This window comes from Leucobacter sp. GX0328 (genome assembly GCF_053567315.1).
Genome location: NZ_JBSGPC010000001.1, coordinates 509,693 through 522,693, shown reverse-complemented (window position 1 = coordinate 522,693; position 13,001 = coordinate 509,693). Strand labels below are relative to the sequence as shown.

Sequence of the window (13,001 nt, the reverse complement as noted above, 5' to 3'; positions counted from 1 at the left end):
ATGACGAGTTCGATGCTGGGGCGCGAGCCCGAAACGAACCACGGCAGGCGCACCTTACTCGAAGCGCGAGGCGTCTCCAAGCGCTATGGCAGCACAGTCGCCCTGGCGGGCGGCGATATCGCCGTCGTCTCCGGAGAGATTCTCGGGCTGGTCGGCCACAACGGCGCAGGCAAGAGCACGCTCATGCGCTTGCTCGCAGGTCGGGAGGCCGCCGACACCGGCACCATCGCGTGGCATTCCGGCGGTGCCTGGAATCAGAATGCGGCCGAGACGGCCGGCGTGCGCATGATCTATCAGGAGCTCGCGCTCTGCCCCGACCTCACGGTCGCCGAGAACATTGCGCTCTCGACCCCCGCTTCGACCGGATGGAGCTGGCGTCGCCGAGCCGAGCACGAGATCGTTGAGACGCTCGATCGCGTTTTCCCGGGACACGGCATCGACATCATGAAGCGTACGAGCGACCTTCCGATGCCGCAGCGGCAGATGGTCGAGATCGCGCGCGCAATGTGCACGCCGAACCTGTCGATGCTGATTCTCGACGAGCCTACGGAATCTCTCAGCCTGCAGGCGATGCAGCAGATGTACGAAGCGCTGCACGTGCTCGCAGCCCAGGGCATCGGAATGGTGCTGATCTCGCACCGTATGCAAGAGGTGCTCGCCAATGCCGACCGCATCGCCGTGCTGAAGGATGGACGTATCGTCGAAGTCTCCGACGCATCCGACACCTCCGAAGAACGCCTGCTCGTGGCGATGGGCGGAGACGTGCACGCCGACACCGCCATCATGCGGAGCATCGAAGAGGTCGAGGAAAGCCTCGAGCACTCGAACGAAGGCACCATCGCCACGGTACCGGGCAACGCAATGCCGTTCTCGGTGCGTGCGGGCGAGATCGTCGGCCTCGCTGGTCTCGCCGGGCACGGCCAGGAAGAGCTCTTGAAGCGGCTCTGGAACGGCGGCCGCGGAGTCGAAGCGGCCAAGCGTCGCACCTATGTGCCTGGGGACCGGCAGACAAGCGGGATCTTCCCTCTCTGGACGGTAGCCGATAACCTCACCGTTTCGGCCACACGTCAGTTGGCGACAATCGGCATCATTTCGGTGCCCAGACAGCGGGACCTTGCGGCGGACTGGGTCGACCGCCTGAAAGTGAAAGGCGGGGCGAAAGCCCCCATCACCTCGCTGTCCGGCGGCAATCAGCAGAAGGTGCTCATCGCACGGGCCTTCGCGACTGATGCGCCTCTCGTGCTCCTCGACGATCCGTTCCGGGGCGTCGATGTGAAGACCAAGAACGAGCTCTATGCGTTGATGCGCATCGAAGCCTCGCGAGGCCGCTCGATCGTCTGGTACTCCACCGATAACGGAGAGATGGCGCACTGCGACCGCGTCTACGTATTCCGCTCCGGAGAGGCCGTGAGCGAGCTGCGCGGCGGCGAGATCACTGAAGACCGAATCATCGCCGACTCGTTCGGCGCCGAACACCACACCGATGTGCAGCGGGCCCTCGGCCAGCACGATTCGAAGGAGAACCGATGAGCACCGCGACTGCATCCCTACCCTCATCGGCCCAGCGCTTCCGGGCCGGCGCACTCAATGGTTCGCCGGCGCTCCTCGCGCTTGTCGCGCTGATCGCGATCTTCGTCATCACCGCGATCCTGCAGCCGGGTATTCTCAGCGTGTCGGGCCTGACACTCATGCTCATGTCATCAGTGCCGCTCGTACTCGCATCGCAGGCCCAGATGATCATCATGGCGGTCGGCGACATCGATCTGAGCGTCGGATACCTCGTCGGGCTCGTAACCGTGATCGTCGCCAAGCTGCTCATCGATACCCCGCTGATCGCGGCTGGGCTCATCATCGGAATCATCGCAGTCTATGCGGTCATCGCATACGCAGTGCAGCGGCGCGGAGTTCCCTCGATCATCGTCACGCTCGGGCTGTCCTTCGTCTGGCTCGGCGTCGGCCTGCAGATCAGCCCGACGCCCGGCGGTGAAACGCCCCAGTGGCTGTCGGCGCTGTCGACTTGGCGTCCGAGCTGGATTCCCGCCCCTCTCGTGTTCATCGCAGTCGCGACCGTGCTCGGCTGGTACGTCACACGCCGCGCGAAGTCCGGCGCGCGGATCAGAGCGCTCGGATCGCAGGCCGCGACGCTCGAGAAGACCGGGGCCTCGCTCGTCGGCACTCGCGTGCTCGCCTACTCGGTCGCGGCCGTGTTCATGGTGCTCGCCGGGCTCATCCTCGCTTCGCAGACCTGGTCGGGCGATATCAATGCGGCGACGGAATACACGCTCATGACGATCGCAGCAGTGATCCTCGGCGGCGGTACCTTCTCGGGCGGTCGGGCGCTGCCGATCGGCACGACCCTCGGAGCCATCACGCTCGGCCTCATCACGGTGCTGCTGAGCCTCATCAATCTGTCTTCCAGCCTGCAGTCGGCGGCTCAGGGCGCGATCGTGCTCGCCGTACTCGCCGGCCGCATCATCACCGAGAGGTTCGCACGATGAACGCACAAGCCGCAGCGCCCTCCCCGCGAAGCCGCGGGTTCGTCTGGCCGGCCTGGGGATGGTCTCTCCTCGGAGTGATCGCCGTATGGGGCATCATCATCTCCGTGCGCCCCGGCGCTCCCTTCGACCCGCTCGTGCAAGCCCTCTCGCTCGCACCGTTCCTCGTGCTCGTCGCCCTCGGACAGATGCTCGTTATCACGCTCGGCCCCGGCAATATCGATGTCTCGGTTGGCACCGTCATATCGATGGCTTCATACGTCTCCGTCGCGGTAGGCATGAACGCCGGCCCGATCATCGGGCTGCTCGCCGCGATCATTTCTGGCTGCATCGCCGGCCTCGTGAGCGTCGCCGCGATTTTGCTGCTGCGAGTTCCTCCCATCATCGCGACCCTCGCCACGAGCCTGATCGTCACGAGCGGCACCCTGCTCCTCGCCGACTCAGCACGCGGAGGAGCAGCGCCCTCCCTCCGCGCCTTCGTCAACGCCAAAGTGCTCGGCGTCCCTGTCACCGCATTGCTCGTGGCGGCCATCACAGCCATCATCTGGTTCGTGCTGCGCCGTACGCGCTTCGGCATCTCGGTGATAGCCGTTGGCCAGAGCGCACCGGCCGCGGAGCGCGCCGGGATCTCGGTGAAGTTGGTCACGGCGATCACCTACCTGATCTGCGCAGGCTTCGCCGGGCTCGTCGGCGGTCTGCTCGCAGCCTTCATCTCGCCCAGCACCGTTCTCGGAACTTCGTACATGCTCGACTCGATCGCAGTGGTCGTCATCGGAGGCACGCTGATCGCAGGCGGCCGACCGATCGCCATCGGCACCTGGACCGGTGCCATGTTCTTCGTGCTGCTCTCGGGCCTGCTGAATCTCGTCGGCTGGTCGGTCGGTGCTCAGAACGTGCTCAAGGGCGTGCTGGTCGTGCTCGTCGTGGTCGTCGCTGCGGCTTCCACGGGAACCGGCCGGCGCACGCTGCGCAGATTCCGTCGCTCGTTCGCGCCGGGGCCCGGCGACTCCGACGATACCGACGACCCCGGTGCTGCCGGGACCTCAGAGAACTCGCACCACGCACAACAGAAGGAGAAAACACATGGCTGATCTCGACGACCTCCGTGAAGGCACCGATTACTTGGGCGCCCCTGCCGAACGGAACGATTTCCATTTGAAGGGACTATCGGGGCAGGACTGGGGCATGCGCGCGCGCCTGTCACGAGTATTCGACCCGAAGGACGGCAAGACCGTCATGCTCGCATTCGATCATGGGTACTTCCAGGGGCCGACCTCGGGCCTCGAGCGACTCGACCGCTCGATCCTGCCGCTGGTGCCTCAGGCCGACGCGCTGATGTGCACACGGGGGGCGCTGCGCACCACGGTTCCGGCCGACAACGGGAAAGGCATCGTGCTGCGGGCCTCGGGCGGACCGAGCGTCTTGGGAGACCTCTCGAAGGAGGAGATCGCTGTCTCGATCGATGATGCAGTGCGCCTTGACGCAGCTGCGCTCGCCGTGCAGGTCTTCATCGGGAGCGAGAACGAGACCAAGTCAGTGCACAACCTGACCACGCTGGTTGACCAAGGGCAAGCGGCAGGCATCCCGGTGCTCGGCGTCACTGCGGTCGGGAAGGACATGGTGCGCGATGCGCGCTACTTCCGTCTCGCGACCCGCATCATGGCGGAGCTCGGCGCAGGCTTCGTGAAGACCTACTTCGTGGAGGACGGGTTCGAGACCGTCACGAGCGCATGCCCCGTTCCGATCGTCATCGCCGGTGGCAAGAAGGTCGAGGAGCGCGAGGCGCTGCGCGTCGCGTATCGTGCGATCGACCAGGGCGCTGCAGGCGTCGACATGGGCCGCAATGTCTTCCAGTCTGAGCACCCGGCCGAGATGCTCACCGCCGTCCGAGCAGTCGTGCACGATGGGCTGACCGACGCCGAGGCATACGAGCTCTTCCAGACCCTCACCCACTGATCCCGTCCGGCGAGCGCCTGCGAACGGGCGCTCGCCGGCCCGAAAGGCGATCCATGTCAACGCTCAGCACCTACGCCGAACCCAGCACGGCCGATGTCGTCGTCATCGGCGCCGGGATCAACGGCCTCGCCATCACACGTGAGGCGGCACGACGCGGCCTGCGCGTCGTGATGATCGATCGCGACGATATCGCGGCGCGCACATCGGCGATCTCGACCCGCCTCATCCACGGCGGACTCAAGTACCTCGAGCGGTTCGAAGTCCCGCTCGTTCTCGAGTCGATCCGCGAGCGCGACGTGCTGCTGCGTTCCGCTCCGCACCTGGTGCGGCCGTATCCGATGCTCATTCCGTTCTCGCGCGGCGCATCTCGGCCCGGTTGGATGCTGTCGTGCGGGTTGATGCTGCACGATATTCTTGCATTCCGCAAGAAACTGCCGTGGAACCGCATCGTCTTCTCGAAGCAGCTGCAACGCAACTGGCCTGCCGTCGCCGAAGGCGGAGTGAAATGGGGCGGCGTCTTCCAGGACGCGCACGTTCCCGTGACCGAGCGCTTCGCTATGGAACTTGCGATCGACTCCGCTCGGCACGGGGCCCAGATCCTGACGCATACCCCCGTCGTCACGATGCTGCACAACGGAAGCGGCATCGCCGGCGTCGTGTACCGCGACCGTGAAACCGGTGACGAGCGCGAGCTCCGCGCCCGTGTCGTCGTCAACTCGGCGGGACCCTGGGTCGATGAGGTCCTCGAGCTCGACGGTGCGCACGATCGCCGTATCGGCCCGACCAAGGGCAGCCATCTCATCGTCGACGCATTCTCCGGGGCTCCGCGCACCTGCATATTCTTCGAATCGCCTGATGACCAGCGCCCGATGTTCGTGCTGCCCTGGCACGACGGCAAGTACATGATCGGAACCACGGATCTGCCCTACGACGAGTCGATCGATGAGATCGTCATCAATGATGACGAAATCGCGTATCTGCTGCGCGCGGTGAACGGGTTGCTGCCTTCGGCCGGATTGACGGCCGATGACGTGCTCTGGTCGTACTCCGGAGTGCGCCCGCTGCCCTATGTCGCGGACCTCTCAGATCCGTCGTCGGTGACCCGCGACAGCGACATCGTCGAGCACACCGGCACAGCACGGGGCCTGATGAGCGTCATCGGCGGCAAGTACACGACCCATCGAGCCCTCGGCGAGGAGGCCCTGCGTCACATCGAGACAGCCCTCGGCATGAGCCATCGCCGGTCGGGAACGCGAACGGCCATGTTCCCGGGCGCACCGCCCGCGGGCGTGCGGGAGTTCCGTCAGCAATTCGCTGCCACCAGCGTTCTGACCGATCGGTCTGCCCTGCGTCTCGCCTCGGTATATGGAACGTTCGCGTGGCGTATCGAAGCGATCGCCGAGCAGCACGCCGAACTGCGCGAGGTCGTCGATGAAGAAAGCGGAGCGATCGCCGCCGAGCTCGTCTACGCGGTGCGCGAAGAAGGAGCAGTGACGCTCGAGGACGTACTGCTGCGGCGCACGACCATCGCGCTGGGTAGCGATGTCGCACTCGCCTGCGCTCCGCGGGCAGTCGAGGTCCTGGTCGCGCATGCCGGATGGTCACGGAAGTACGCTAGTGAGGAGCTCGCGCGCTATCGGTCCGCGGTCCGTCGTTTCGCTCCCCGTGCACTCGCTGGAGATGCCAGTGGCGCAGGGCCGGGGCGGTCTCGGCGGACGGAAACCGGAACTCACGTGGAGCAGGGGGAACGATGAAAACCTGCTTCGTCGGGATCGATGTCGGCTCGACATCAGCGAAAGCGGCGGCGTTCGATGCGAGCGGTTCCGAGATCGCGACGGTCGCGGCACCGAATCCGCGTGTCGCGGTCGCCCGAGACCGTCAGGAGATCGATATGGCGGCACTGTGGGATGTCGTCTGCGGAGTGCTGCGAGAGTTGACCGATGGTCTCGCGCGTGATGGCTGGAGCATCGCCTCGCTCGGGTGCACGGGGCACGGCAACGGGCTGTACCTCGTCGACGAAGAGTTGCGACCAGTGCGCACCGCATTCGCCTCTACGGATAGCCGTGCGGAGGAGATCGTCGGCGCCCTCGAGGCAGTTCAAGTCGAGCGCACTCGTTCGCTCACCGGATCGATGCCCTGGGCAGCGCAGCCCGCGGTGCTGCTGCGCTGGCTGCACGAACACGAGCCGGAGACGCTGCAGCGCTCCTATCGCGCCTTGACCTGCAAGGACTGGTTGACGACCTGCCTTACCGGTGCTCCGAGCGCTGACCTCTCCGATTCTTCGGGCTGCGGGCTCGTGAACCTTCGCACCCGGGAGTACGAACCGGCGGTGTTCGAAATGCTCGGGCTGCCCGCCGACCTGATGCGGCTGCTCCCGGATCTGCACGATTCGGACGCGATCGTCGGACGGGTGACTGCGGCGACGGCGCAGCTCACGGGGCTGCCGGAAGACGTACCCGTGGTCGCCGGCTGTATGGATTGCGTGGCGAGTCCGCTCGGAGCAGGCGCTGCCGAGCTCGGCGATGTCACCGTGATCATGGGCACCTGGGCGATCAACGCCGTGGTTGTGCCCGCCGACGACGAACCGCCTCGGGTGACCATCAACGCGCTGTTGCCGAATCGCGACCTCATGCTCGCGATGGAGGTCGCGCCGACCTCGGCAGTGAGCATCGAATGGGCGGCGAGGCTGCTGGGAGCCAGGTCGGAGCGGCCCCTCACCCCCAAGGATCTGCTCGAAGCCGCGCAGGAGATTCCGCCGCTGGCCGACGGACTCATCTTCCTGCCCTTCATCCACGGAGCCCCGGAGCATCTCGGGGCATCCGGGGCGCTGCTCGGCGCGATGGGGAGTCACGGTTTCCCGCATGTCGCGCGGGCGGTAGCGGAAGGTATCACGCAGTATCATCGCGTGCAGCTCGAGAAGGTCATGGCTTCTGGAGCTGAGGTGTCCGACGCGCCGTGGACGCTCGCCGGCGGCGGCGCGAAGAATCCGCAGTGGGCGCAGATGTTCGCCGATATCGTCGGGCACCCGATCCGGCGCCAGCTCGGCACGGAGCTCGGAGCGCGCGGTGTCGCGTCGCTCGCCGCCGCAGGTATCGGTGTCGATATGTCGGCCTGGAAGGTGGTGCCCGACCCCGAACTGGTGGTCGAGCCCGGCCCGGATCGGGCAAGATATCGAGAACAGGCGGAGCGCTTCGACCGCATCATCACGTCCATGTCAGCAGTCTGGGAGGAATACGCATGACGACTCAGCAGGAGCGCGATCTCGCGCAGATCGTACGCGTCAGTCGCGAGATCGGTTCAGACCCATCGTTCGTGCTGCACGGCGGAGGCAACACCTCGATCAAGAGCACAGGCGTCGATATCACCGGTGACGAAGTCGATCTCGTGCTCGTGAAGGGGAGCGGTTGGGACCTGGCCACGATCGAAGCGCCCGGATTCGCGCCGCTGCGACGGGATCGCCTTGCCGCCCTGCTCGAACTGTCATCGCTCGACGACGAGGACATGGTCAACGAACTGCGCCAGGCATCGCTCGATTCTCGGGCGCCGACTGCGTCGATCGAGGCGCTGCTCCACTCGTACCTTCCGGCGAAGGTCGTGCTCCATTCGCACGCCGACGCTATCGTCGCGCTCACGAACAGTGGCCTGAGCGACACCGAGATCGTCGAAGTGCTGGGCGAACGCGTCCTCGTGCTGCCCTATGTCATGCCGGGCTTCGGCCTTGCGAGACTGCTCGCCGGGACCGATGTCGGCGGGGTCGACGCGATAGTACTGCGCAACCATGGGTTGTTCACCTTCGACGACGACGCCGACGCGGCGCTCAATCGGCACCGCGAGCTCGTCGGCGTTGCGGCGTCCGTGCTCAGCGCGGAACACTGGGGAAATCCCGGTACTGACGCCGCCAGGACGGGGGCGCTGATCGACCTCGCTGACCTGCGCCTGGTGATCTCGCGCATCGCCGGTCGTCCGCAGTTCGTCCGTCAGTCGACCTCGGCGCGTGCGCTCGAGTTCGCCCAGCGCGAGGGATTGGACGATCTGACCTCGCGAGGCACCGCAACTCCTGAACACGTCATCTACACGAAGCGCTCGCCGATGATCGGGAGAGATGCGATTGCATTCGCTGCGGAGTACCGGGCGTACGTGGACCGGCAGCGCTCACGTGCCGCCGGTCCGATCACCGAACTGCCGGCCTCTCCTCGAGTGGTGCTTGACGCGGAGTACGGCATGCTGGTCACGGGCGGCACTCCGCGCGACCTGCGCATCACCCACGACATCGCTCTGCACACAATGGATGTCATCGATGCCGCCGAGCGCATCGGCCGCTACAACTCGCTCGACGAGAGCAGTACCTTCGACATCGAATATTGGTCGCTCGAACAGGCGAAGCTCGCGGGGCGCACTGCGAAGCCGCTCGCCGGAGAAGTTGCTATCGTGACCGGTGCCGCATCGGGCATCGGCCGCTCGGTCGCGGAGCAGCTGCTTGCCCAGGGCGCCGCGGTCGTGGGTATCGATCTCAGCCCGGGCGTCGAGAGTGCCTTTGCCGCTGAAGAGTGGCGGGGCATCACCGGAGATGTCGCTTCGAGCGAGGCGATCGAAGCCGCGATCGACACTGCGGTACGCGATTTCGGTGGGGTCGACATGCTGGTTGTCGCGGCCGGTATCTTCCCGCCGAGCGAAGCGATCGCAGATCTCGACGACGAGGTCTGGGACCGGGCTTTCCGAGTCAATACCACGGCTGTGGCACGAATCTTCCGCGCGACGCACCCGTTGCTTGCACGTTCGCCCCGCGGAGGCCGTGTGGTGCTCATCTCGACGAAGAATGTCGCGGCCCCTGGGCCCGGTGCCGCCGCCTATTCGGCGAGCAAGACCGCTGCGGCGCAGCTCGCACGAGTCGCGGCGCTCGAATGGGCGGCGGATGGCATTCGCGTCAACCAGGTGGAACCCGACGCTGTGTTCGATACGGCGATCTGGACCGACGAGCTGCTGCGCGAGCGAGCCGCGAACTACGGCCTGAGCGTCGACGAGTACCGCACCCGGAATCTGCTTCGCACGGAGGTTCGTAGCGCGACCGTGGCTGACGCCGTCGTTGCTTTCTGCGAACGTTTCCCGGCGACGACAGGCGCCCACCTGAGCGTCGACGGGGGTAACGACCGGGTGATCTGACCGCCGCCCCTCTATTCGACGGCCGTGATGGTGCTCACTGGCAGGGTGCGCTCGACACCCGCCCCAGGGTCGGTAGCGCGCAAACGGCCGGCATCGAGCGAGGTCGGCAGCAGCGTGAAGATGTGGGTGCGGCCCTGCGCCGAGGCCGTGACGCGCACGGTGCTGCGATCCTTGATCGCGAGTTCGAGGCGCCGAGTGAAACCGCTCGCATCGGGCTCTGCCGCGGCCGCGGCGTGCACCCGGTCGACGAGCCCGACGAGGTCGGCAGGCAGGCCTGCGCGGGGCTCGGCGGGCACGGCGAGTCGCGGCGCGGCACGGCCCGGAAGGTCGGCGTACGACGCGGTGTACCGCGCATCGACGAGCGCGGCGACGACGTGCTCGGCGCGCAGCTTCGAGTAGAGCGCATCGCCGCCCGCCGACGGCGCGAGCTGCAGGTGGTGCAGCGCGCGGTCGACGAGCAGCGTATCGCGCAGCTCGGCACGCGAGACCTCGAGGCGGGTGCGCCCCTCGTCGCCATCGTGCTCGTGCACGACGATGCTGCGGATGCGCTCGCCGAGTGAGGCGAGCATGTATTCGAGCGGCTGGGGAATGCCGGTGAGCGACAGTCGTTCGAGCATGGCGCGCGCCTCGCCGACGCCGAGCCCCTGCTCGAACGCCTCGGCCAGAGCCGCCTCGGTGATGCGCCGCGTCGAGGCGATGCCGGTCTGCTCGGGGCGGCTGAACGTGACGAGCGCGGTTTCGTCGGCGGGGGAGAGCGGACCGGGCACGATGACGCTCAGATCGGGCTGGATGTATACGCCCGGCGCGGGGGCCGGCATGTCGCGCCGCGCGATCGCGAGCGCCCCATCGGCATCGTCGACGGACTGCGTGACCAGGCTTCGCCCGGCCTCGCTCAGCGTGCCGCCGACCGCGAGGCCGAGGTGCGCCGCGAGCTCGGCGTAGCGGTCGACCGCGGCGACCGTCGAAGCAGCGAGCAGCGGGTAGCGTTGCGGCAGCGCGCGGAGTACGGCGGCGAGGTCGATGCCGGCCGCGAGACCATCAGCATCAGCAGTATCGGTCGCACCGCTCGCCTCGCGCAGCAGTGCGCGCAGGGGGGCCGGGGTGCCCGCGGCGACGGCGCCGGCGAGCCGCGCCCACCGTTCGGGCGAGGGGAGCTCGAGCCACTCGGCGGCGCCCGAGGTCCAGGCGAGCAGCGCATCGTGCGGCATCGGGGCGAGGAGGCCGCCGGCGATCAGCGCGTCGAGCGCGCAGGAGATCTCGTGCGCCGGGATCCCTGTGGAGTCTGCGAGCGCCTTCACTGTCGCGACCGCCACCGAACCGCTGCGGTTCAAACTGCCCGGGCGGGTGCGCAGCGCCCGCAGCGTCTCGGCCGCGATAGCGACCGAGGCGAGCGCCGGCACGTACCAGGAGGCGGTGTCGGCGGGCTGCGGCGGCCCGGCGTCGACCGGGTCGATCAGCTCGTCGACCGTGAGTCCGACGCGGTCGAGGCTCGCGGCGAGTGCCGCACCCGCTTCGGGGAGCGCGACGGGGCGGCCCTCGTCGACGCCGAGCAGTCCGAGTGCGGTCAGGAGCGACAGCTGCTCCACGCTCGCGTGCTCGGGCGAGACGATCGCGGCGAGCGAGCCGCGATCGAGGGGACGCAGGGCGCGCTCGATCGAGTCGGCCCGCAGCAGCTCGACGGCGAGGCCGATGGGGTCGACGATGCCCGAGACGGCTTGCGGCCGTCGGCGCACCACCAGTTCGGCGAGGGCATCGCGGCTCATAGCCGCAATGGCCGACGAGAGCGCGAGAGTGCCGCTCATGGTCAGTTCTTGTGCGCGTTCCGCTTGAAATCGGCGCGACGGCGCGCCTGGCTCAGGATGAGCAGCGTGATGAGCAGCACGAACCCGATCGGCAGGCCGATCAGCGAGAATCCGTAGACGAACGGCCAGAACCCGGCCGCGAGCGCGGCCCCGTCGATCATGCCGACGATGAGAGTGGCGAAGAACGAGAGCAGTGCCGCCGCGATGATCGCGATCGTGGCGTAGGCGAGGGCCCGCTCGATCGCCGAAGGCTCCTGCGGGGTGCTGCGTTCTTTGGACATCCCTCCTATTTTAGCCGATGTCGGGGCGGGAACGCTTGGAGTCGGGATCGGGGCGTTCATCGGTAGGATTGGCAGAGCGAGCGGCCACGGCCGCGGAAGACTTCGGGCGGCGGCAGGCGCAGCCCAGGATCAGGCGATCGGGGTGGTGCGAGCCTCCCGCATCGATCGAGCAGGAGAGGAACGAGGCATGCCGAACGGCAAGGTCAGGTTCTACGACGAAGACAAGGGCTTCGGGTTCATCCACGGCGATGACGGGCAGCAGGTGTACCTGCACGCGTCCGTGCTGCCCGAGGGCGCCGATGTGCAGGCGGGCACCCGCCTCGAGTACAGCGTCGCCGACGGCCGCCGCGGGCCGCAGGCGCTCTCGGTGCGCGTGCTCGAGACGCCGCGTCTCGCGAAGCGGTCGCGCAAGTCGGCCGACGACATGGCGGTCATCATCGAGGATCTGGTGAAGCTGCTCGACGGTATGGGCGGGCGCTTGAAGGCCGGGCAGTACCCGGAGCGCCAGCAGGCGCGCAAGGTCGCGACGATGCTGCGGCGCGTGGCGGATGATTTCGATGTCTGAGCCGGTCGGGAAGGACGGGGCAGTGGAGAACGCTGAAGCCGTGGAGAACGTGGACGCAGCGGAGAGCGCTGAAGCCGAGCAAGCCGCCCAGGTTGCCGAGACCGTCGCCGATCCGGTGCTGCTCGCCGCCAGGGATCAGGCCCGAGCCGCCCTCGCCGAGATCACCGACCCCGCGTCGATCGGGGCCGACGCGGGCCACGAGGTGCAGGAAGAGCACGTGCTCACGCTGTTCTTCGAGTGCCGGCTGCCCGGCTACCCGGGCTGGCGCTGGGCGGCCGCCGTCGCGCGCGTCGATGAGGAATCGCCGGTGAACGTGCTCGAGGTCGAGCTGCTGCCCGGCCCCGGCTCGGTCGTCGCCCCCGACTGGGTGCCGTGGTCGGTGCGCCTGGCCCAGTACCGCGAGGCGCAGGCCCGCCAGGCCGCCGAGGAGGCCGCCGATGCCGAGGCCGCCGCGGCCGAGCTCGCGGATGAGGACGACAGCGAAGACGACCTCATGGAGAACGACTTCAGCGACTACGACGACGAACTCGATGGCGTCGACCTCGAGGGCGAGGGCGGCGAGTTCGCCGACGATGACGCTGATGACGAGGATGACGCCTCCGACGAGGACGAAGATCTCGACGAGCCCGACGAGCTCGACCTCACCGAAGACGTCGAAGGCGAAGAGAACGACGACGACACCGACGACGAAGAGGAGTAGCGCCCCCAGGCGCACGGAGATCCTGCGGCCGCGCAGCGGCTC

The 13,001-nt window shown here is 67.5% G+C and carries 11 protein-coding genes; 9 read left to right on the top strand and 2 right to left on the bottom strand.

The window, feature by feature from the left end:
• The 7 genes from ACUYTF_RS02370 to ACUYTF_RS02340 are packed head-to-tail and all read left to right on the top strand — an operon-like array spanning position 1 to position 9,611.
• A complete protein-coding gene (locus ACUYTF_RS02370) occupies positions 1 to 1,530 on the top strand; it encodes an ATP-binding cassette domain-containing protein (protein WP_434140982.1) in 1,530 nt (509 codons plus the stop codon).
• Positions 1,527 to 2,498 carry an ABC transporter permease subunit gene (locus ACUYTF_RS02365; RefSeq protein WP_434140983.1) on the top strand — a complete coding sequence of 324 codons (972 nt, stop codon included), beginning with the start codon at positions 1,527 to 1,529 and terminating at the stop codon, positions 2,496 to 2,498. Before ACUYTF_RS02370 ends, ACUYTF_RS02365 begins: the two co-directional genes overlap by 4 nt.
• The gene (locus tag ACUYTF_RS02360) at positions 2,495 to 3,586 is read left to right on the top strand and encodes an ABC transporter permease subunit (protein WP_434140985.1); all 1,092 of its coding nucleotides are present in this window, start codon (positions 2,495 to 2,497) and stop codon (positions 3,584 to 3,586) included. Before ACUYTF_RS02365 ends, ACUYTF_RS02360 begins: the two co-directional genes overlap by 4 nt.
• Positions 3,579 to 4,451: a 3-hydroxy-5-phosphonooxypentane-2,4-dione thiolase gene (gene lsrF, locus ACUYTF_RS02355; protein WP_449279281.1), complete on the top strand. Its 873-nt coding sequence runs from the start codon at positions 3,579 to 3,581 to the stop codon at positions 4,449 to 4,451. The genes ACUYTF_RS02360 and lsrF overlap by 8 nt, the downstream gene beginning before the upstream one ends.
• A gap of 53 nt (positions 4,452 to 4,504) precedes the next feature.
• On the top strand, positions 4,505 to 6,205 hold the full coding sequence (gene glpD / locus ACUYTF_RS02350; protein ID WP_449279280.1) for a glycerol-3-phosphate dehydrogenase: 1,701 nt from the start codon (positions 4,505 to 4,507) through the stop codon (positions 6,203 to 6,205).
• Positions 6,202 to 7,692 (top strand): FGGY family carbohydrate kinase, encoded by a 1,491-nt coding sequence (locus ACUYTF_RS02345; RefSeq protein WP_434140989.1) that lies wholly within the window; start codon positions 6,202 to 6,204, stop codon positions 7,690 to 7,692. Before glpD ends, ACUYTF_RS02345 begins: the two co-directional genes overlap by 4 nt.
• Positions 7,689 to 9,611 carry an SDR family NAD(P)-dependent oxidoreductase gene (locus ACUYTF_RS02340; RefSeq protein ID WP_449279279.1) on the top strand — a complete coding sequence of 641 codons (1,923 nt, stop codon included), beginning with the start codon at positions 7,689 to 7,691 and terminating at the stop codon, positions 9,609 to 9,611. The genes ACUYTF_RS02345 and ACUYTF_RS02340 overlap by 4 nt, the downstream gene beginning before the upstream one ends.
• An 11-nt stretch (positions 9,612 to 9,622) precedes the next feature.
• On the opposite strand, the gene ACUYTF_RS02335 is transcribed toward ACUYTF_RS02340, so the two are convergent.
• Both ACUYTF_RS02335 and ACUYTF_RS02330 read right to left on the bottom strand, forming a co-directional pair.
• The gene (locus tag ACUYTF_RS02335) at positions 9,623 to 11,413 is read right to left on the bottom strand and encodes a helicase-associated domain-containing protein (protein WP_449279278.1); all 1,791 of its coding nucleotides are present in this window, start codon (positions 11,411 to 11,413) and stop codon (positions 9,623 to 9,625) included.
• Positions 11,414 to 11,415: 2 nt separating this feature from the next.
• Positions 11,416 to 11,694: a hypothetical protein gene (locus ACUYTF_RS02330; protein WP_434140993.1), complete on the bottom strand. Its 279-nt coding sequence runs from the start codon at positions 11,692 to 11,694 to the stop codon at positions 11,416 to 11,418.
• 187 nt (positions 11,695 to 11,881) lie between these two features.
• On the opposite strand from ACUYTF_RS02330, the gene ACUYTF_RS02325 reads away from it, so the two are divergent.
• Both ACUYTF_RS02325 and ACUYTF_RS02320 read left to right on the top strand, forming a co-directional pair.
• Positions 11,882 to 12,259, top strand: a complete 378-nt coding sequence (locus ACUYTF_RS02325; RefSeq protein ID WP_449279277.1) for a cold-shock protein — start codon at positions 11,882 to 11,884, stop codon at positions 12,257 to 12,259.
• 22 nt (positions 12,260 to 12,281) lie between these two features.
• The gene (locus ACUYTF_RS02320) at positions 12,282 to 12,959 is read left to right on the top strand and encodes a DUF3027 domain-containing protein (RefSeq protein ID WP_449279276.1); all 678 of its coding nucleotides are present in this window, start codon (positions 12,282 to 12,284) and stop codon (positions 12,957 to 12,959) included.
• Positions 12,960 to 13,001 lie beyond the last annotated feature (42 nt).